This is a genomic window from Tenacibaculum sp. XPcli2-G, from assembly GCF_024124505.1.
Lineage (GTDB): Bacteria > Bacteroidota > Bacteroidia > Flavobacteriales > Flavobacteriaceae > Polaribacter > Polaribacter mesophilus.
The window spans coordinates 87,793-107,065 of sequence record NZ_JAMXSH010000001.1 but is presented as its reverse complement, the minus strand read 5'-3'; the positions used below and the strand labels follow the sequence as shown (position 1 = coordinate 107,065).

Genomic DNA, 19,273 nt, shown 5'->3' with positions numbered 1-19,273 from the left:
AAATCGGTTTGCAAAAGTAGTGATTTATTAGTTTTTTTAAAGAAAAAACAAAGGTATTTTATGGTTAAATGTATGATTATAAGCCGGGTTTAATACCAATACGGATAGCAAATTTAGGTGTTGGAGCAACAATTGATCCTGCAGGAGGTGTATAATTACTTCTCCAAATAGCGTCAATTCTCAGAAAACGTAAGTTACCATATCCAATATTTTCTAATCCTACACTGTATTCGTAATATAGTTTGTTTGGAGCGTTATAGTTAACATTATGCGCTCCACTACTATTGACTAATCCATCATTTATAGCTCTATTTTGTTGAGAAATGTTCCCGTAAGCAGCTCTAAAAGAAACTAAGCTTCTTAGTTTTAGTTTTTTTAATAGGGGTATTCTATTTAGAATATAACCATTAAAATGGTGTTCAAAATGTCCTGCCAAATATTCATCAGCTACAAAATCGTAGTAATTTAGTAGCGCGAAAGTGTCTTTAACTAAAGAAAATGTTTGGTTGGCAGGGATAGGGCTTAATAAGGCAACTGGAACTGTTCCAAATGTTTTTCCAGCTTCAAAACTAGCGTCTAAAGTTCCGAATTTACTTAATAAAATAGGTTGGCTGTATTTAAACTGAATTTTATCGTAACTGTGAGTTCCGTTAAAAGGCCCTTTGTAACCTCTTCGGTAGTTCAGTACAAAAGTAGGGAATACATTTCGTCCAAAACGCCTTTCTACCCCCAGTCCATATACAAACCTTCCGGGAGTGAAAGAAACATAAATATCAGAAGCCACATCAGTAACTTGTGATTGAATATTTCCGTTTTCATCTCTGTAATTCATAGAGAAATCTTTCTCAGAAGCTGATTTAATTTTTGAGTGAGAAAAATTAAAACCTACATGTAAGTTTTGCTGAATTTGATAATCAAAGTTTGCAGCTATTTTTTCAACATCAGATAAAAAGAAATTGTCTCCTCTTGAAAATAATGCAGTTGTTCCAAAGCTTCTTCCTAAAAGTTGTGTTGTGTTTAAAAGAGTACTACCGAGTTGCTCAATATCGTTTTGGTATGCAACTCCAACGGCAATTCTAGGTTTGTAAGATAAAAGATAACGTGCTTCTGCACCATATTTTACTCGTTCGTCTTTAAAGCCGTAAGCAATATGCCCACCTAAACGAAAACGATCGTCTTTGGTTACAAAGGTTCTGAATCCAACTTTAGTTCTAAAGCCTTCTACTTGGTTACTGGCAAAAGCAGTCCACAAAGGTCCAATTTGAACACCTAGTTTGGTGTTTATATAACCACTGGCTACCGTGTTTATTAATCCTGTTAAATTTTTTATTTGTTTTTTTTCTTTAACACTTTCAATTAGTTTGTGTGTTTTTTTACTTTCATCGGTTTGAATATTTTTCCAGTAAGAATCTTCTTTTTCATATTGATCAGGTCTAATTTTCTCAATAGTTTGTTCATAGAAGTTTTTAGGAAGAGCTTTGTTTAAGACATAATTCTTAAAAGTAATATCTTTTTTAATTGTTAATCCTTTATTGCTTTCGTTTTTATCGATGAATGTAAAATCACCTTCATAAGCATTTTTGGTAGGGATGTAAATACTGTCGTTTCGTACCTCAAACTCTTTTTCAAAGCTAAGTCCTCTTACAAAGTTTAAATTAATACTTTTATGAACTTTCATTTTTAATTTTTTGATAGAAAAATTTTTGTCAGCTACCCAAAAATTACCTTGAAAGGCCAAATCTCCATCGCGCCTTGGAAAGAAATAAATATTGTAAAGCTTTTTATTGTTGTTTACGACACTATCGTAAAGAACATAGTCATATGTAGAAAAACCATCAGTAGATAAAGGACTGATAAAAGGCTTTTGAAGTAATGTAATGTTGTTTTTAAAAACATCAATATTTTGAAAGGTGTTGGCCATTCGGTCAAAAATAAAACCCTGAGCACTAAGTCCTTCTGATTTCTCAGCCTCTATGTCTTCTCTGATATTATTATTTTTGTTGTCTCCATACACATTGGCAACTTGTTCATTTAAATAAATAGGGATATAATAGTTTATTCCGTCGCTATCATACTTTATTTCTTGAAGTGCTTGTTTGTATTCTTTCTTAAATATCTTTTTTAAGAAAAGAGTGTCTAAATTATTAAGACCTATTTCTATGGATGTGTTTTTTTTGTATTGATAATGATCAACTAAATCAAGTCCATTTTTTCTTTTACGTTTCCAAATTTCTTTTAAAATTCTATAAGCAGGATTTTCTTTTTTCTTTAACCTTTTTTTAGGTTTGGTAACGATAACAACTTCTTCAAGTTCATTACTTTCTTCTTTTAAAACAATATTCAAAAACTTTGTTTTTTGACTCACTTTAATAGTGTGAGTTTGAAAACCTACAAAGGAAATTTCTAGTGTGCCCCTATATTTGTTGGTTTTTAGGAAAAACTTTCCATTATCGTCTGTTGTGGTTCCATAAGTGGTGTTTTTTAGAATTACATTAACGAAAGGCATAGGAGTGTCAAATTCGTCAACCACTTTACCTTGTATAGTTAATTGTGCACTTAAAATACTGGTAGTTAGTAGCAGTAATAAGGTAAGAAGATGTTTCATTATTTTTTTTACTACAAAATCCTTTTGACCTGAGTCAAAAGGATTTTAATTTATTTTTCAATTTCTTTTTTCTTCAATTACTTGCGGTACATCACTTCTTTTACTGCTGAAATAACATCATTCGCATTAGGTAACCATTCTTCCAATAATACTGGAGAATAAGGTGCAGGAGCGTCGGCAGTTGTAATTCTTTTAATAGGAGCATCTAAATAATCAAATGCTTCGTCTTGTACCCTAAAAGTAATTTCTGATGAAACACTACCAAATGGCCAAGCTTCTTCTAAAATAACTAATCTATTTGTCTTCTTAACAGACTCTAAAATAGCTTTATGATCCATCGGACGAACTGTGCGTAAATCAATAATTTCAATAGAAATACCTTCTTTAGCTAATTCGTCAGCAGCTTTGTATGCTTCTTTAATAATTTTACCAAAAGAAACTACCGTAACATCGGTCCCTTCTCTTTTAATATCAGCAACTCCAATAGGGATGATATATTCTCCTTCAGGAATTTCCATTTTATCACCATACATTTGTTCAGACTCCATAAAAATAACTGGATCATCATCTCGAATAGCAGCTTTTAATAAACCTTTAGCATCGTATGGATTAGAAGGAACAATTACTTTTAATCCTGGGCAGTTTGCATACCAACTTTCAAAAGCTTGTGAGTGGGTTGCTGCTAATTGACCTGCAGAAGCTGTTGGTCCACGAAAAACAATAGGGCAGTTAAATTGTCCACCACTCATTTGACGGATTTTTGCAGCATTGTTAATAATTTGGTCAATTCCTACTAAAGAGAAATTAAAAGTCATATACTCAACAATAGGGCGGTTACCATTCATTGCTGATCCTACAGCAATACCACCAAAGCCTAGTTCGGCAATAGGAGCATCAATAACACGTTTGTCACCAAACTCGTCTAGCATTCCTTTACTGGCTTTATATGCTCCGTTATACTCAGCAACTTCTTCACCGATTAAATAAATGCTTTCATCTCTACGCATTTCTTCGCTCATTGCTTCGCAAACGGCTTCTCTAAATTGTACTGTTTTCATACGTTTTATAAGTAGTTGTTTATCAAGAGTGCAAAAATAATAAAAATAGGGGTAATATTGTAGTTTTAAAAACAACAAATGATTATGTAATAATAATACCTTAATTTTGAGACTGATTAATGTTAAGGAAAAAATTTATTATGCACGCATAATAAATTAAAAAAAATCCTTAACTTCGTGGCATAAAATTAAGTTTCTTTAAAACAACGATATATATGAAAATATTAGTTTGTATCAGTCATGTACCTGATACTACTTCAAAAATCAACTTTACTGATAACGATACAAAGTTTGATACTAACGGGGTTCAATATGTTATTAATCCATACGACGAGTTTAGCTTAACTCGTGCGATGTGGTTTAAAGAAAAGCAAGGAGCGAGTGTAACTGTAGTGAATGTTGGAGGAGCTTCTACCGAGCCTACCTTACGTAAAGCTTTAGCGATTGGTGCAGATGATGCAATTCGTGTAAACGCTGAACCGACTGACGGGTTTATGGTTGCTAAAGAATTAGCTGAAGTTGTTAAAAATGGAGGATATGATTTAGTATTAGCAGGAAAAGAATCTGCTGATTATAATGGACAAATGGTTCCTGGAATGTTAGCCTCTTTGTTAGATTTTAACTTTGTTAATGGATGTGTTGGTGTAGAGGTAGACGGAACAAATGTTACTTTAAATAGAGAGATTGATGGAGGTGAAGAAAAAGTATCTTCTACTTTACCAATGGTAATAGCAGGTCAAAAAGGAATCGTAGAAGAAAAAGATTTACGTATTCCTAATATGAGAGGTATTATGATGGCACGTAAAAAACCATTAAATGTGGTAGAGCCAACTGGAGCAACAGCAGCAACAGCAACTCAAAATTTTGAAAAACCAGCACCAAAAGGAGCGGTTAAGTTAGTTGATAATGTTGATGATTTAATTGATTTATTACATAACGAAGCAAAAGTAATTTAATCAGTTGAACTGTTTTAATAGAGTTTAAAAGAAAGAATAAAAATACTTGTTAGTGTTTAATGATTAAAAACTAACCACTAACGACTAAAAAATAAATAAATATGTCTGTATTAGTTTTTGCCGATTCATCGGAAGGAAAATTCAAAAAAACAGCTTTTGAAGTTGTTTCATACGGAAAAAAAGTAGCAGAACAATTAGGAAGCGACTTAGTAGTGTTAACTATTAATGGAGGTGATGCTTCTGAATTATATACTTACGGAGCAGAGAAAGTAGTAGAGGTAAAGAATGACTTATCTTCATTCAATGCTAAAGCATATGCTTCAATTATTAAACAAGTAGCAGAAGCAAAAGGAGCTAACACGGTAATTATCGATTCTAGTGTTGATGGATTAACTGTAGGACCGTTAGTAGCTGTAGCTTTAGAAGCTGGATATGCTTCAAATGCGGTAGCATTACCAAGTAGCACTAGTCCTTTTGTTGTTAAGAGAAAAGCATTCTCAAATAAAGGCTTCAACAATACTGAAATTTCAACTGATAACAAAGTAGTGGGTGTTGCTAAAAACTCATATGGAGCACATGAAAATCCGGTAAGTGGTTCTACTGAGAGTTTTGATGCTACATTACCTGAATTAGGAGTGAAATCTGAAAATATTAATAGAGCAACTGGTAAAGTTACTATTGCTGATGCTGATATTGTTGTTTCTGCAGGTAGAGGTTTAAAAGGACCTGAAAACTGGGGAATGGTTGAAGAGTTAGCTGATGTTTTAGGTGCTGCAACTGCATGTTCTAAGCCTGTATCTGATTTAGGATGGCGTCCTCATAGCGAACACGTTGGTCAAACTGGTAAGCCTGTAGCTTCAAACTTATACATAGCTATAGGTATTTCAGGTGCAATTCAGCATTTAGCAGGAATTAATGCATCTAAAGTAAAAGTAGTTGTTAACACAGATCCAGAAGCACCTTTCTTTAAAGCTGCTGATTATGGTATTGTTGGTGATGCTTTTGAAGTTGTACCTCAGTTAGTAGAAAAATTAAAAGCTTTTAAACAAGCATAAAATAGTGGTAATTTTTTCTTTTTCTAGAAATTAGAGTTCAACTCATAATTTTTAGTAAATTGTGCCCACTTTAGAAGGCTGTCTAAAATTTTAAGCAAAAGGCCTAAATTTAGACAGTTTTTTTGTATTTTATGATGATTGATTGTACATGAGTTTAATTAAACTAACTATAAAAGGGATTTCGTATAGCCAAACACAAAGTGGGGCATATGCTTTAGTGCTAAGTGAAATGGAGGGAACCAGAACACTTCCTATAATCATAGGAGCGTTTGAGGCACAATCAATAGCAATAGCCTTGGAAAAAGAAATCCGTCCACCAAGACCACTTACTCACGATTTATTTAAAACGTTTTCTGATCGATTCTCTATCACCGTTAAACAAGTAATTATACACAAGTTAGTTGATGGAGTATTTTATTCAAGCTTAATTTGTGAAAGAGAAGGAATAGAAGAGGTTATTGATACAAGAACATCAGATGCTATAGCATTGGCAGTTCGATTTGAAGCTCCAATTTTTACATATGAAAACATTTTAGATAAAGCAGGTATTTATCTAAAAATGGATGAAGAATTAACAATTGAAGAAGATTTAGAATCTGATGAAGATGAAATCGAGTTTTCAATAGAAGAAGAAGGAAAGGATAATTACTCACACTTGTCACTTAAAGAATTACACGAACAACTTAACGATGCTGTAGCCAATGAAAATTATGAGTTGGCAGCTAGAATTCGTGATGAAATCAGCAAACGTTCTTAATTTAAAATATTAAAAATGAAGAAACTATTTACTTTCATAATGCTTTGCGTTGCGATGATAACTTTTAGCCAAAGCATTGAAAAAAAGTGGAATTTCTCATCAATTACAACAACAGAAGGAGATTCAATTGTTTCTATAGATCCTACAGATATTTTTACTTTATCAGAAGGAAACTTTACATACTCTTTAGTAGAAAAAGATAGTTTACAAGCTTCAGGAAACTATATTCATCAAAACAACTTATTAATTTTTAACTACAAGCAACCCAACGATACAGTTCGTTATTACAACGTGGTTGAATTAACAGATGAAGTTTTAACTCTCTCAGAAAAAAACATACTATATAATTTCACAACAGAACCAATAGTTGTTTTAGGGAAAGACGTTGAAGAAGTAGTCAGTAAAACAAAAAAGATAATTCCAAGTCAAGGTTTTTCGATGCAAAGTTTGTGCAGAGGAGCTCTAGGGATGATAACATTACTAATTATTGCTTTTTTATTTAGTGCAAACCGAAGAGGTATTGATTGGAAAACAGTAGGATTAGGGTTGGCTTTTCAGTTATTAATAGCAATTGGGGTTTTAAAAGTTCCTTTTGTTCAAAAAACATTTGAGCTAGTTGGAGGCTTGTTTGTAAGTGTGTTAGACTTTACAAGAGCAGGAAGTGAGTTTTTATTTAGCGGTTTAGTTGCTGATATGGATTCTTTTGGATTCATCTTTGCTTTTCAAGTACTACCTACCATTATATTTTTCTCGGCATTAACATCAGTATTGTTTTATTTAGGACTAATACAAAAAGTAGTAAAAGGCTTAGCTTGGTTATTATCTAAGTTTTTAAAAATATCAGGAGCTGAAAGTTTATCAGTAGCAGGAAATATTTTCTTAGGTCAAACAGAAGCACCTTTATTAATTAAGGCATACTTAGAAAAAATGAACCGTTCTGAAATCTTGTTAGTAATGATAGGAGGAATGGCAACCGTAGCAGGAGCAGTATTAGCAGCTTATATAGGGTTTTTAGGAGGAGATGATGAAGCGTTACGCTTATTATATGCAAAACACCTATTAGCAGCATCTGTAATGGCAGCACCAGGAGCTATTATCATTTCCAAGATATTATACCCACAAACAGAAGAAGTAAATACAGATGTACAGGTTTCATCAGAAAAAATTGGTTCAAATATTTTAGATGCTATAGCTAATGGAACAACTGAAGGCTTACAATTGGCAATGAATGTTGCAGCTATGTTATTAGTTTTTATTGCTTTTATAGCCATGATAAATGGTATTTTAGGAAGTATAGGAGGTTTTGATGGAATTGAATATTTTGATTGGAAATTTACTTCCTTGAATAAATTAATTGAAGGAACTACACCTTATGAAGCATTGTCATTAGAATTTATTTTAGGTTATGCTTTCGCTCCTTTAATGTGGTTAATTGGTGTTGCTAAAGAAGATATGGCATTAATGGGACAGCTATTAGGTATTAAATTAGCTGCAAGTGAGTTTGTAGGATATATCCAGTTAGCTGATTTAAAAAATGCAGCAAGCGCTACACATTTAACCTATAACAAGTCAGTAATTATGGCTACGTATATGTTGTGCGGTTTTGCCAATTTTGCTTCTATAGGAATTCAAATAGGAGGAATAGGTTCTTTAGCACCAGGTCAACGTAAAAATTTATCTGAGTTTGGAATGAAAGCCCTAGTTGGAGGTACAATTGCTTCGCTAATGTCTGCAACCATAGCAGGGATGATTATAGGATAAAAATAAAAGGTTATAGGTAATTGGTTGTTTTTTAACACAATAGTTTTGTTTATTCTTTTTTTTTGATATATTTATACCAATATTAACCCCCAAATTAAATCTATCATGAATAAACTTAAAAGTTTAAAAGGAATTAAAGTGTTATCAAAAAATGAGCAAAACCAAGTTAGCGGAGGTCGTTATACCTATTGTAAAGGTACACGCATGTGTTGTACAAGATTTGCAAATGGTCAAGAGTTTTGTGACTACGGTTACTGTCAAAGTAACGGAACTTGCGTTTGGGCATAGTTATAGTTGATAACTTATTAATATAATTTTAAAAGCATCTACATTTTTTGTAGATGCTTTTTTATTTTTACGTTGTTAAACAGTTCAAGAATTTTAACGATTAAAAGCAGAAGGATGAAGCAGTATCACGATTTAGTAAAACACGTTTTAGAAAACGGAAACGAGAAAGGAGATAGAACAGGAACAGGAACTAAAAGTGTTTTTGGATATCAAATGCGATTTGATTTAAGTGAAGGGTTTCCTATGGTAACAACTAAGAAGTTACACCTAAAATCGATTATTTATGAATTACTATGGTTTATAAAAGGTGATACAAATATTAAGTATTTGCAAGAAAATGGTGTACGTATATGGAATGAATGGGCTGACGAAAATGGTGATTTAGGTCCAGTGTACGGACATCAGTGGCGTAATTGGAATAGTGATGAAGTAGATCAATTAAAAGAAGTCATTGAAACCTTAAAAAGTAATCCAAACAGCCGTAGGATGTTAGTGTCTGCATGGAACCCTTCTGTGTTACCAGATACATCAAAGTCATTTGCAGAAAATGTAGTGAATGGTAAAGCAGCACTTCCACCATGTCATGCTTTTTTTCAATTTTATGTAGCAGATGGGAAACTTTCATGCCAATTGTACCAACGTAGTGCAGATATATTTTTAGGAGTTCCTTTCAATATTGCATCGTATGCTTTATTTACAATGATGGTTGCTCAAGTTTGTGGTTATGAAGCAGGAGAATTTATTCACACATTTGGTGATGCCCATATATATAATAATCATATGGAGCAATTAGAGTTGCAATTATCACGTGAACCAAAACCTCTTCCTAAAATGAAAATTAATTCAGCCATAAAAAATATTGAAGATTTTACTTTTGAAGATTTTGAATTGGTTGGTTACGATCCGCATCCTCACATAAAAGGAGTTGTGGCAGTCTAATTTAACTTTATTTTATATATATTGTTTAGTAGCTTTGTAAGAAATCACTAAAAAAGTTATAAAAATGAATATAGACGTTGATGTTTTAAAAGAAGATCTCTACGATAAAATAGCCGAAATTAATGATGAAAATGTGTTAAAAGCAATCCACACGTTAGTTGATAACATGAAAAATGAAACTTTTGAAGAGGCTACAACAGAAAAAAGAGATCTTACAGGATATATTAAAGAATGGGTGAAAAATATGTAAGCCACACAAACTAAACTTATGATTACACTCATAGCTGCAATTGCAAAAAACAATGCTTTAGGGAAAGATAATGACTTAATTTGGCACTTACCTGCCGATTTAAAACGCTTTAAAAAAGTTACTACAGGACATCCTATTTTAATGGGACGAAATACTTTTGAAAGTATTGGAAAACCTTTGCCTAATCGTACATCCATAATAATTACTCGAAACAATAACTACTTTGTTGATGGCTGTTTAATAGCTAATAGTATTGAGCAAGCTATAGAGTTGGCTGAAGGAAAAGATGCATTTATTATAGGTGGAGCACAAATTTATAAGGATGCTTTAGAACAAAATTTAGTTGATAGGTTAGATATAACTGTTTTACATCACGAATTTGAAGCAGATGCTTTTTTCCCTGAAATAAATATGGAAATATGGAAAGAAGTAGCAAGGGAAGATTTTAAAGCTGATGAAAAAAATAAATATGACTATAGCTTCGTTTCTTATGAGAAGCGTTAACTTTTGTTATCCTAAACTTGTTTTAGAATTTCATCCTTATACTCAGAAAACTCAAAATGTCAATACAACTTACTGAAATATCAAAAACTTACGGAACACAAAAAGCAGTAAATAATATTTCCTTTTCAGCAAAAAAAGGAGAAATAGTTGGTTTTTTAGGCCCCAATGGAGCTGGGAAATCTACAACAATGAAAATCTTAACAGGGTTTATTCAGCCTTCAGAAGGAACTGTATTGGTAAGTGGAATTGATGTAATATCAAATCCTATTGAAGCACAAAAAAAGATAGGTTATTTACCAGAGCATAATCCGTTGTACCTGGATATGTATGTGCGAGAGTATTTACAGTTTCAAGCATCTCTACACAATATAAAAAACTCTAAGGTTAATGAGACTATTGAAAAAGTAGGGTTAACGATTGAAGCACACAAGAAAATTAATCAACTATCTAAAGGATATCGCCAGAGAGTTGGTTTAGCTGCGGCTATACTACATGACCCAGAAGTGTTGATTCTAGATGAACCAACAACAGGATTAGATCCAAATCAATTAGTTGAAATACGTCAATTAATCAAAGAACTAGGAAAAGATAAAACAGTACTACTATCTACACACATTATGCAAGAAGTAGAAGCAATGTGTGACAGAGTTATAATTATTAATAAAGGAGAAATAGTAATTAACAAACCTATTTCAGAACTTAAAACAGATAATGAACAAGTAATTAAAGTAACGTTTGATTATAAATTAGAAGAACAGTTTATAAAACGCTTACCTAATATAGTATCGTATAAAAACACTCTAGAAAATAACTGGATACTTGTTTTTAATTCAAAAGAAGATATGCGTCCATTAATTTTTGACTTTGCACAAGAAAATGGGTTAAAAATTTTAGGATTAAATACCGAAAATAAAAACTTAGAAAGTTTATTTAGAGAGTTAACTCAATAGAAAAATAACAACCTAAAAAGAAAGACTCCTTGCATACATTATGTAAGGAGTTTTTTGTTTTACTTACTAGGTATCTCCAAAATTTAAGCCTTACTATTTAAAAAAGTAAGGGTGATTTCCCCCTTTTTACTACCTGTAATTCTATTAGAAAATATTTAGGAGAAACTACTTTTTTAAAAGAGTTTTTCATTGCGATTACTCTTGGTAAGAGCGATTAATTTTACAATGTCTGATTGCTAACCCTTCAATCTACAAGCAAAACTAACCAAACTTACTATTAAAATGATTTTTGAAATATTACAAATCATTACCGAAGAATTAAATGATTATTTCGATGAAAAAGCTGTAGACCTATCAAATATAGCTATGGCGGACGGAGATGGAAATTCCCCAGCAAACACTCCAGATATTTCATTAACATTAATCAATACACAAGAAGAATTTGCGCTAAAAAATACTTCTAATAATCGTGTAGAAGGAACTACAGTTAGTTACAGAAACCCAAAAGTATATTTAAACCTTTATGTTTTATTCAGTGTAGATAAATCCAGTTATGCTGAATCCTTAAAGAGTTTAACAAAAATATTAGCCTTTTTCCAGGGGAAAAAAGTATTCACACATCAAAACACCAACTTTGAAGGTATAGATGGATTAGGAGACCTAAAGACGTTTAAGTTTATTACCCAACTATATACACCTTCTTTTGAAGAGTTAAATTATATATGGGGAACCTTAGGAGGTAAGCAGTACCCATCTGTACTTTACAAAATAACATTACTAGAAATAGAAAGGGATGTTGTAACTAATGAAGGAACAGTAGTCTCAGGTATTGAACAACAATCAATAATTAAAAATTAAAAGATTATGTATAAAACACTGTTCAATATCAATATATACCACTCTTACTTCCTAAACGAAGGAGAACGAACTTTTTTCGAATTAAATGGAGGAAATAATGGAGTAACACCTCTTACAGATGAAGAAAAAAAACGTTTAGAAGAACAATATGATATCAGCAAGTTTCTATCAATTCAACCTACTGAAGAAACTAGAAAAAGTTTAAAAAATCACAGACTATTACTTAGAAACGATAAAAAGGGAGTTCGAGTACTAACAGAAACAATAAAAGTAACTACAGAAGAAGGAAATCAAGAAGTAGATAGATATAGTCCAATAATTACCTTATCTGATTCACTAATGTTAACTTTTTACTTAAAAGTACACCATCCTTATTTTGAAAATTTTTCTAACATAATTGAAAAGAAGGAGGAGCAACTATATTACTTATCAAACAAAAGCTCTTCAGCAATTAATTTATTTGAAACAATATCGGAGGTAAAAAAGTGGAACTCATTTTTGATTTCAGATAGTGAAACAAGAAAGCTTTTACATCAACTAGAAAGTGAAAAGGAGTTTGATACAACTACGCCAAACTTAGTAACCATAGCAAACATTGATACTTCAGAATTAGATGTTATAGAGACTAAAATAACGAACGCCATTCCTCTAAATGAAGAAGAGCAAAAGGTGATAGATGCTATCAATTCTTTTGTGCAAAGAATTAAAAATAGTGGAGTAATAGGTATTGCTCAAATCCAGATATCAGGAGACAACAATACCAATTTAACAGAGGAGGTATTAGCCAAGAATGAAGAAACAGAGGTCTTTGATGTATCAAAACAATGCTTGCTAAAAGAGTTTCCTGAGTTTGCTATTTGTATTGAAAATAGAAGCACATTTTGGCGTTACACGAAAAGAAGTGAAAACCTTGTAATGACTACGTCAGAAGAAAAACCATTGACACTTAATGGGCGTGTAGAAGTAGATAAACAAGACGTTATACCAGAACCACAAGAAGATTATTATTTCCCAAATCCTACTCCAGAAAGTATTAAGAAAGAATCGCAAGATTATTATTCGGAAGTATTTATATAAACAAAAATTAAAATTTAAAACAAGTAATTATGTCAGCGTACAAAACACCAGGAGTCTACGTAGAGGAAATTGTAAAGTTTCCTCCATCAGTAGCTCAAGTAGAAACAGCAATTCCGGCTTTTATTGGTTATACTGAAAAGGCAACCAGAAAAGTAAAAGGAGATTTAAAAGGAACACCTACACGAATCAGCTCTATGTTAGAGTATGAAATGTACTTTGGTGTGGCAAAAGCAGAAACAGGCATTGAAGTAACTGTAGAAGATGGAAAAGTGTCTGTAGAAGCTCCAAATAGTGCAGAAAAGTCACCTTTTTTAATGTACTATAGTTTACAATTATACTTTGCCAATGGAGGCGGTCCTTGCTATATTACTTCTGTAGGTAGGTATGGTGAATCAAACTTATTAGATGGTAGCGATTCGCAAGTAACAGCCATTACTTCCGATTCAGATTTTAATGATGGATTAGCTGAAGTAAGAAAAGTAGATGAAGTAACTTTAATAGTGTTTCCTGATGCAACTGCATTAACAGATGATACCACTTTTTACAGCCTATATAACTCAGCGTTAACGCAATGTAATGAATTAAAAGACCGCTTTACAATTATAGATACTAGAACCTATGATACTATAGACGCTTCTTTTCCAAACGTAGGCATTTTAAGAGATAGAATAAGTTCAGACAAAAATTATCTTAAATATGGAGCCGCTTATTATCCATTTATAAAAACTATTCTAGATTATAGTTATGATGAATCTTCTACAAATGTTACAATAAGTACAGCGTTACCCAGAAATATTCAAGCAGAAGCTCAGTTGATTGCAACGGGAATAGATACGACCGATTTATCTACTTTTTTAACAGAGATTGTAGCAATATCTACTACTGTTGATAATCTGTCTGGGCCCGATGAAAATACAGATGCAGTTGCCGAAGTTCCTAATATAGTAGCAAGAATTAATAGCATTAAAAACTACTTAAGCAACTTAGAAGTTGAGTTGAACAAAGCATTAGATTTGGCAAGAACAGATGGTGCTGCAGTTGCTGAAGCAAATGCTTTAGACACTTGGATAACTAATGAGATCGAAACATTACAGCTAGAATTAAATAAAGTGAAGGATCGTCTGAATGACGATGATTCTAAAATTACAGTTTTCAATGAAATCTCAGAAACTACAACAAACAATCCTTCTTTACAGAGAGCTCTTGGAATTCATAATGACTCTACAGACTCTATCGTAGATAAAATTAACACATTAATAGCTTCAGGAGAGCTTGATGATTTAATAACAAACTTACCTACATCTAGTGGAAGTGCCACAGTAAAGGCGTTAGATGTTATAAAAACTGAAGATGATGCTCTTTATAATCAAATAAAAGCTGAAATATCCAACTTACCATTAATATTACCTCCAAGTAGTGCCATAGCAGGTGTTTATGCAAGAGTTGATTCTGATAGAGGTGTATGGAAAGCACCAGCTAATGTAAGTTTAAATTATGTAATTGAGCCAACCGTTAACATTTCTCACGAAGCACAAAGGGACTTGAATGTAGATACAGTAGCAGGTAAATCAATAAATGCAATTCGATCTTTTGTAGGTAAAGGAAATCTAGTATGGGGAGCAAGAACTCTTGCAGGAAATGATAACGAGTGGAGATATGTATCTGTAAGACGTTTCTTCAACATGGCAGAAGAGTCAATCAAAAAAGCATCAGAACAATTTGTTTTCGAACCTAATGATAAAAATACTTGGGTACGTGTAAAAGCAATGATTGATAATTTCTTAACACAACAATGGAGAGCAGGAGCACTTGCAGGTCCTACTCCAGAAAAAGCATTTTATGTAAGTGTTGGTTTAGGAGAAACCATGACAGCTCAAGATGTTTTAGAAGGAAATATGATCATAGAAATAGGTATGGCAGTAGTACGTCCAGCTGAATTTATCATCCTTAAATTCTCTCACAAAATGCAAGAAGCATAAGTAAACTAACTAACCAAAAAAATATAAATAAAAAATAAAGAATCATGGCAGAATCATATCCAATGCCAAAGTTTTCCTTCGAGGTAACCTTTGGTGATACGAAATTTAATTGTACAGAAGTATCAGGGTTAAGTTTTGATAATAAAGTAATAGAATATCGTGGAGGAGCAGATAAAGAATACCACAAATCAAAACAACCAGGATTATTCGAATATAGTAACATTACTATGAAGAGAGGAACCTTTGTAGATGAAAGTAAACAATTTTATAAGCAATGGGCTAAAACAGTTTATTTCCAAGAAGGAGGTGAGCAGTTTAGAGGAGACTTAACCATCAAGTTATTAGATGAGACAGGGCAACCAGCAGTAGTATGGGAAGCTCAGAATGCTTATATCACTAAAGTACAGCCTACAGATTTAAAAGCTGATGGTAATGAAATTGCCATTGAAACTGCTGAATGGGCAATTGAGAAGCTAAAAATGTCATCGTAATGAGCTATCATCCACCAGTAGGATTTAGTTTTAAAGTAGAGTTTGAAGACATCTCAACTTCAAGCGGCGACAACTCATTTCAATCAGTTTCAGGTCTCACGGTAGACCTTGAAACTGAAGAAATAGCCGAAGGAGGAGAAAATAGATTCAAACACAAAATACCTGTACGTTCCAAATATCCAAATTTAGTGTTGAAAAGAGGGATGCTTGTAGACTCGGAAGTAATCAAGTGGTGTAAAAAAGCTTTAGGAAACTTTGAAATACAACCCGTAAACATCAATGTAATGTTATTAGGAGAAGATGAACAAGCCATACAAACTTGGAATGTAAAACATGCATATCCTGTAAAATGGAATGTAGGTGACTTTAACGCTGAAGAAAGTAAACTGGTTATTGAAACACTTGAGTTAACCTATAATTATTTTAAAATAGTATAAGATGCCTATTACCATCAAAGAACTACATATCAAGATTAATGTGGATGAGAAATCAGAATCACAAGGGAAGACGAGTGGATCAAAAAACGGAAATACTGCAGCTATAGTTTCAGCATGTGTGGAAGAAGTAATGGATATTCTTGAAAGGCAAAAACAACGATAATGAGTCAAGGAGAGTTAAAAAAATTAGTAATAAAGGCCTATTCTGACGATAAGTTTAAGGATGAAGTAGCCAATGGAGAGTTTACAACATTAGTAAACCCAGAAAAGTATATGATTGCTTATAAGCCAGAATATACTGAAGAGCAAGGGCAAGGTACAAGTGGCTCTCAACCTAAGTTTACAAGAATACCTCCTCAAGAATTAGATTTAGATCTGTTGTTTGATAGTAGTGGAGCCATTGACGGAAAAAGTGATCTAAAAGATGGAATCATAGATAAAATAGAAGCATTCAAAAAAATTGTATTCGAATATAAAGGAGAGGAGCACAAACCTAACTATTTAATGATTAAATGGGGAGCTCTCCTTTTTAAAGGCTCTTTAGTCGATCTTTCTATAGAATATAAATTGTTTGCACCAGATGGAACACCATTACGTGCCAGTGCAAAGCTTAAGGTAAAAGGTACTGTTGATGATGATTTAAGAGTAGCAAGGGAAAATAATCAATCACCAGATTTAACACATTATCGTAAAGTAAAATCAGGAGACACTTTGCCACTTATGTGTCATCGTATTTATGGAGACTCCAAGTATTATTTAGAAGTAGCTCGTGTTAATAAAATAATGCAGTTCAGAAAATTACAACCTGGTCAAGAAATTTTTTTTCCACCCTTACAAAAATTCGCATAAATGAATAATACAGGAACTATACAAACTTCAAAAAGTGCAGATTTAGTCACTTTTAAAATCTTGATTGAAGGAGAAGAACTTTCCAAACAATATGAGGTGAAAAATATTACTGTTTCAAAAGAAGTAAATAAAATACCTACAGCTCAGCTAGTTTTATTAGATGGAGATGCTTCTCAAAGAGATTTTAAGTTAAGTAACGAAGAGTTGTTAATTCCAGGGAAAGAAGTTGAGATTACGGCAGGGTATCATTCAGATGAAGAAACCATTTTCAAAGGAATTGTTATCAAGCATAATCTAAGAATTAGAGCAAATTCAGCACAGTTAATCGTTGAATGTAAAGACGAAGCGGTAAAAATGACTGTAGGTAGAAAAAGCAAGTATTTTTACGAAAGCACCGATAGCGACATTTTTGAGGAAATCATAGGTGATTACAGTTTATCAAAAGATATAGAAGCTACCAATTATAACCATGCAGAATTAGTACAATACAATGCATCAGATTGGGATTTTGTAGTTTCAAGAGCCCAAGCAAATGGGAAACTGTGTTTTGTTGATGATGGAACCATTACCATAGCCAAACCCAATGTAAGTCAGTCAGAAATTGAAACCGTAACCTTCGGAGGTTCCTTATTAGATTTTGATGCAGAAATAGACGCACGTCATCAAGTTAAAAAAGTAGCAGCTTATAGTTGGAATCATGCTGACCAAGAAGTAGTCGAAATTGAAGGAAAAGATCCAAATGTAAGTTTAAACGGAAACTTATCGGTTTCAGACTTAAACAAAACAATAGGTTTAGAAAGTATGGAGTTACGACACGGTGGTGTGGTAACCGATACCGAATTACAAGATTGGGCTGATGCTAAATGGTTATTTCAACAATTGGCAAAAGTAAGAGGGCGTGTAAAGTTCCAAGGAATCCCATCGGTAAAACCAAATACCATTTTAAAACTAGAAGGAGTAGGAGACCGATTTAACGGAAATGTATATGTAACGGGAGTTCAACATGTTATTTCAGAAGGAAATTGGGTAGCCAATGCACAATTTGGCTTATCAACAGAGTGGTTTTCTGAAACCTTTGAAATTTCAGCAAAACCAGCTTCAGGATTATTACCAGCTATTCAAGGTTTACAAGTAGGAATTGTTTCTCAATTAGAAGAAGATCCTGACGGAGAAGATAGAATTTTAGTGCAAATACCTATTGTAAATAACGAAGAAGAAGGTATTTGGTGTAGAATTGCTTCGCCAGATGCAGGAGAAAATAGAGGTATTTATTTCCGACCAGAAATAGGTGATGAGGTTATTGTAGGGTTCATCAATGATGACCCTAACGATGCCATTGTTTTAGGAATGTTGCACAGTAGCGCAAAACCATCTCCAATCACAGCAACCGATGATAATCACGAAAAAGGAATCATTACAAGAAGTGAAATGAAGGTGTTGTTTGATGACGACAAAAAAATAATCACCATTGAAACACCCGCAGGAAAAATGATTACGCTGGATGAAGATGAAGGAGCCATAACGATTGAAGATGATAACTCTAATATAATTACGATAAACAGCGATGGAATATCAATGGAAAGTGCTGGAGATATTTCATTAAAAGCGTCAGGAGATGTAACTATTGAAGGAACTAATGTGAGTATAGCAGCAAATGCAGAATTTAAAGCAGAAGGCAGTGCTGGAGCAGAAGTTTCAACAAGCGCTATAGCAGTTTTAAAAGGCTCATTAGTTCAAATAAATTAAAAAATGGGGAATCCAGCAGCAAGAATAACAGACATGCATGTATGCCCAATGGTTACAGGAGTTGTACCTCACGTTGGAGGACCAATTTTACCCGCAGGAGAGCCTACGGTATTAATTGGAGGTTTACCCGCAGCAAGAGTGGGTGATATGGCAACTTGTACCGGACCACCAGATAGTATAGTGGCTGGTTCAGGAACAGTATTAATAGGTGGAATGCCAGCAGCAAGAATGGGAGATAGTACTTCACATGGAGGAACTATTGTGTTAGGAGAACCAACAGTTTTAATAGGATAATAATGGAAAATAAAAAAGCATTTTTAGGAATAGGTTGGGATTTTCCACCAGAGTTTTCAAAAGATCTAAGCGAAGTTGTCATGATTTCTGAAGAAGAAGACATTAAAAGTAGCTTGGAAATATTGTTAACTACTCGATTAGGAGAACGTGTTATGCTTCCTAATTACGGTTGCAACTTACAAGAGCTTCTTTTTGAAAAGTTAGATAGAACGCTAATAACCTATGCTAAAGATTTAATAGAAACAGCAATTTTATATCACGAACCAAGAATTGATGTGATTCATATTGATGTTTCAGAAACAGATCCTTTAGAAGGAATGTTGATTATAAAAATTGAATATAGAATTAGAGCTACGAATAGTAGAACCAATGTGGTTTTCCCTTTTTATAAAGGAGAAGGAACCGATATAAACTAAGAT

General features: G+C 33.0%; 21 protein-coding genes. 19 read left to right on the top strand and 2 right to left on the bottom strand.

All coding sequences use genetic code 11. The features are described 5' to 3' along the window. Positions 1-76: 76 nt before the first annotated feature. Positions 77-2,605, bottom strand: coding sequence for a DUF5686 family protein (locus tag NH341_RS00400; RefSeq protein WP_073182570.1), 2,529 nt, complete (start codon positions 2,603-2,605; stop codon positions 77-79). Between the two features lie 77 nt (positions 2,606-2,682). After that, positions 2,683-3,663, bottom strand: a complete 981-nt coding sequence (locus NH341_RS00395; RefSeq protein ID WP_047790318.1) for a pyruvate dehydrogenase complex E1 component subunit beta — start codon at positions 3,661-3,663, stop codon at positions 2,683-2,685. Between the two features lie 215 nt (positions 3,664-3,878). Between NH341_RS00395 and NH341_RS00390 the strand changes: the two genes are divergently transcribed. From NH341_RS00390 to NH341_RS00300, 19 genes are all read left to right on the top strand, one after another. Further along, positions 3,879-4,619 carry an electron transfer flavoprotein subunit beta/FixA family protein gene (locus tag NH341_RS00390; RefSeq protein ID WP_073182571.1) on the top strand — a complete coding sequence of 247 codons (741 nt, stop codon included), beginning with the start codon at positions 3,879-3,881 and terminating at the stop codon, positions 4,617-4,619. Positions 4,620-4,720: 101 nt separating this feature from the next. Next, positions 4,721-5,674: an electron transfer flavoprotein subunit alpha/FixB family protein gene (locus NH341_RS00385; RefSeq protein WP_073182572.1), complete on the top strand. Its 954-nt coding sequence runs from the start codon at positions 4,721-4,723 to the stop codon at positions 5,672-5,674. A gap of 148 nt (positions 5,675-5,822) precedes the next feature. Continuing rightward, complete coding sequence (locus NH341_RS00380) at positions 5,823-6,431, top strand: bifunctional nuclease family protein (RefSeq protein WP_047790315.1); 609 nt, start codon at positions 5,823-5,825, stop codon at positions 6,429-6,431. Between the two features lie 15 nt (positions 6,432-6,446). Continuing rightward, entirely contained in the window at positions 6,447-8,192 is a 1,746-nt protein-coding gene (locus NH341_RS00375) for a NupC/NupG family nucleoside CNT transporter (RefSeq protein WP_253055403.1), read from the top strand. Between the two features lie 105 nt (positions 8,193-8,297). Further along, positions 8,298-8,480, top strand: a complete 183-nt coding sequence (locus tag NH341_RS00370; protein WP_047790313.1) for a hypothetical protein — start codon at positions 8,298-8,300, stop codon at positions 8,478-8,480. Between the two features lie 114 nt (positions 8,481-8,594). Continuing rightward, positions 8,595-9,419: a thymidylate synthase gene (locus tag NH341_RS00365; protein WP_047790312.1), complete on the top strand. Its 825-nt coding sequence runs from the start codon at positions 8,595-8,597 to the stop codon at positions 9,417-9,419. 64 nt (positions 9,420-9,483) lie between these two features. Next, positions 9,484-9,669: a hypothetical protein gene (locus NH341_RS00360; RefSeq protein ID WP_047790311.1), complete on the top strand. Its 186-nt coding sequence runs from the start codon at positions 9,484-9,486 to the stop codon at positions 9,667-9,669. Positions 9,670-9,687: 18 nt separating this feature from the next. Further along, on the top strand, positions 9,688-10,173 hold the full coding sequence (locus tag NH341_RS00355) for a dihydrofolate reductase (RefSeq protein WP_253055402.1): 486 nt from the start codon (positions 9,688-9,690) through the stop codon (positions 10,171-10,173). 56 nt (positions 10,174-10,229) lie between these two features. Beyond that, complete coding sequence (gldA, locus tag NH341_RS00350; RefSeq protein WP_159489005.1) at positions 10,230-11,123, top strand: gliding motility-associated ABC transporter ATP-binding subunit GldA; 894 nt, start codon at positions 10,230-10,232, stop codon at positions 11,121-11,123. 282 nt (positions 11,124-11,405) lie between these two features. Further along, on the top strand, positions 11,406-11,981 hold the full coding sequence (locus tag NH341_RS00345; RefSeq protein ID WP_047790308.1) for a DUF4255 domain-containing protein: 576 nt from the start codon (positions 11,406-11,408) through the stop codon (positions 11,979-11,981). Between the two features lie 6 nt (positions 11,982-11,987). Then, entirely contained in the window at positions 11,988-13,058 is a 1,071-nt protein-coding gene (locus NH341_RS00340) for a hypothetical protein (RefSeq protein WP_253055401.1), read from the top strand. A gap of 29 nt (positions 13,059-13,087) precedes the next feature. Next, complete coding sequence (locus NH341_RS00335) at positions 13,088-15,037, top strand: phage tail sheath C-terminal domain-containing protein (RefSeq protein ID WP_253055400.1); 1,950 nt, start codon at positions 13,088-13,090, stop codon at positions 15,035-15,037. A gap of 44 nt (positions 15,038-15,081) precedes the next feature. Next, positions 15,082-15,528 carry a phage tail protein gene (locus NH341_RS00330; protein ID WP_047790305.1) on the top strand — a complete coding sequence of 149 codons (447 nt, stop codon included), beginning with the start codon at positions 15,082-15,084 and terminating at the stop codon, positions 15,526-15,528. Beyond that, on the top strand, positions 15,528-15,965 hold the full coding sequence (locus NH341_RS00325; RefSeq protein WP_047790304.1) for a phage tail protein: 438 nt from the start codon (positions 15,528-15,530) through the stop codon (positions 15,963-15,965). The genes NH341_RS00330 and NH341_RS00325 overlap by 1 nt, the downstream gene beginning before the upstream one ends. A gap of 1 nt (position 15,966) precedes the next feature. Next, complete coding sequence (locus NH341_RS00320; RefSeq protein WP_164505160.1) at positions 15,967-16,128, top strand: DUF5908 family protein; 162 nt, start codon at positions 15,967-15,969, stop codon at positions 16,126-16,128. Beyond that, positions 16,128-16,814: a LysM peptidoglycan-binding domain-containing protein gene (locus NH341_RS00315; protein ID WP_253055399.1), complete on the top strand. Its 687-nt coding sequence runs from the start codon at positions 16,128-16,130 to the stop codon at positions 16,812-16,814. Before NH341_RS00320 ends, NH341_RS00315 begins: the two co-directional genes overlap by 1 nt. Continuing rightward, positions 16,815-18,560 (top strand): type VI secretion system tip protein VgrG, encoded by a 1,746-nt coding sequence (gene vgrG, locus NH341_RS00310; RefSeq protein ID WP_253055398.1) that lies wholly within the window; start codon positions 16,815-16,817, stop codon positions 18,558-18,560. It abuts the gene before it with no gap. A 3-nt stretch (positions 18,561-18,563) separates the two neighbouring features. Beyond that, complete coding sequence (locus NH341_RS00305) at positions 18,564-18,854, top strand: PAAR domain-containing protein (RefSeq protein WP_159612982.1); 291 nt, start codon at positions 18,564-18,566, stop codon at positions 18,852-18,854. Between the two features lie 2 nt (positions 18,855-18,856). Continuing rightward, positions 18,857-19,270 (top strand): GPW/gp25 family protein, encoded by a 414-nt coding sequence (locus NH341_RS00300; protein WP_073182584.1) that lies wholly within the window; start codon positions 18,857-18,859, stop codon positions 19,268-19,270. Positions 19,271-19,273: the final 3 nt, after the last annotated feature.

What these genes read in the sequence shown, in the direction of transcription:
- NH341_RS00315 (WP_253055399.1), top strand. Translation starts at nt 16,128, where the DNA reads ATGAGTCAAGGAGAGTTAAAAAAATTAGTAATAAAGGCCTATTCTGAC.
- NH341_RS00370 (WP_047790313.1), top strand. Translation starts at nt 8,298, where the DNA reads ATGAATAAACTTAAAAGTTTAAAAGGAATTAAAGTGTTATCAAAAAAT.
- gldA (WP_159489005.1), top strand. Translation starts at nt 10,230, where the DNA reads ATGTCAATACAACTTACTGAAATATCAAAAACTTACGGAACACAAAAA.
- NH341_RS00300 (WP_073182584.1), top strand. Translation starts at nt 18,857, where the DNA reads ATGGAAAATAAAAAAGCATTTTTAGGAATAGGTTGGGATTTTCCACCA.
- NH341_RS00340 (WP_253055401.1), top strand. Translation starts at nt 11,988, where the DNA reads ATGTATAAAACACTGTTCAATATCAATATATACCACTCTTACTTCCTA.
- NH341_RS00365 (WP_047790312.1), top strand. Translation starts at nt 8,595, where the DNA reads ATGAAGCAGTATCACGATTTAGTAAAACACGTTTTAGAAAACGGAAAC.
- NH341_RS00345 (WP_047790308.1), top strand. Translation starts at nt 11,406, where the DNA reads ATGATTTTTGAAATATTACAAATCATTACCGAAGAATTAAATGATTAT.
- NH341_RS00355 (WP_253055402.1), top strand. Translation starts at nt 9,688, where the DNA reads ATGATTACACTCATAGCTGCAATTGCAAAAAACAATGCTTTAGGGAAA.
- NH341_RS00380 (WP_047790315.1), top strand. Translation starts at nt 5,823, where the DNA reads ATGAGTTTAATTAAACTAACTATAAAAGGGATTTCGTATAGCCAAACA.
- NH341_RS00390 (WP_073182571.1), top strand. Translation starts at nt 3,879, where the DNA reads ATGAAAATATTAGTTTGTATCAGTCATGTACCTGATACTACTTCAAAA.
- NH341_RS00330 (WP_047790305.1), top strand. Translation starts at nt 15,082, where the DNA reads ATGGCAGAATCATATCCAATGCCAAAGTTTTCCTTCGAGGTAACCTTT.
- NH341_RS00360 (WP_047790311.1), top strand. Translation starts at nt 9,484, where the DNA reads ATGAATATAGACGTTGATGTTTTAAAAGAAGATCTCTACGATAAAATA.
- NH341_RS00375 (WP_253055403.1), top strand. Translation starts at nt 6,447, where the DNA reads ATGAAGAAACTATTTACTTTCATAATGCTTTGCGTTGCGATGATAACT.
- vgrG (WP_253055398.1), top strand. Translation starts at nt 16,815, where the DNA reads ATGAATAATACAGGAACTATACAAACTTCAAAAAGTGCAGATTTAGTC.
- NH341_RS00305 (WP_159612982.1), top strand. Translation starts at nt 18,564, where the DNA reads ATGGGGAATCCAGCAGCAAGAATAACAGACATGCATGTATGCCCAATG.
- NH341_RS00400 (WP_073182570.1), bottom strand. Translation starts at nt 2,605, where the DNA reads ATGAAACATCTTCTTACCTTATTACTGCTACTAACTACCAGTATTTTA.
- NH341_RS00320 (WP_164505160.1), top strand. Translation starts at nt 15,967, where the DNA reads ATGCCTATTACCATCAAAGAACTACATATCAAGATTAATGTGGATGAG.
- NH341_RS00395 (WP_047790318.1), bottom strand. Translation starts at nt 3,663, where the DNA reads ATGAAAACAGTACAATTTAGAGAAGCCGTTTGCGAAGCAATGAGCGAA.
- NH341_RS00385 (WP_073182572.1), top strand. Translation starts at nt 4,721, where the DNA reads ATGTCTGTATTAGTTTTTGCCGATTCATCGGAAGGAAAATTCAAAAAA.
- NH341_RS00335 (WP_253055400.1), top strand. Translation starts at nt 13,088, where the DNA reads ATGTCAGCGTACAAAACACCAGGAGTCTACGTAGAGGAAATTGTAAAG.
- NH341_RS00325 (WP_047790304.1), top strand. Translation starts at nt 15,528, where the DNA reads ATGAGCTATCATCCACCAGTAGGATTTAGTTTTAAAGTAGAGTTTGAA.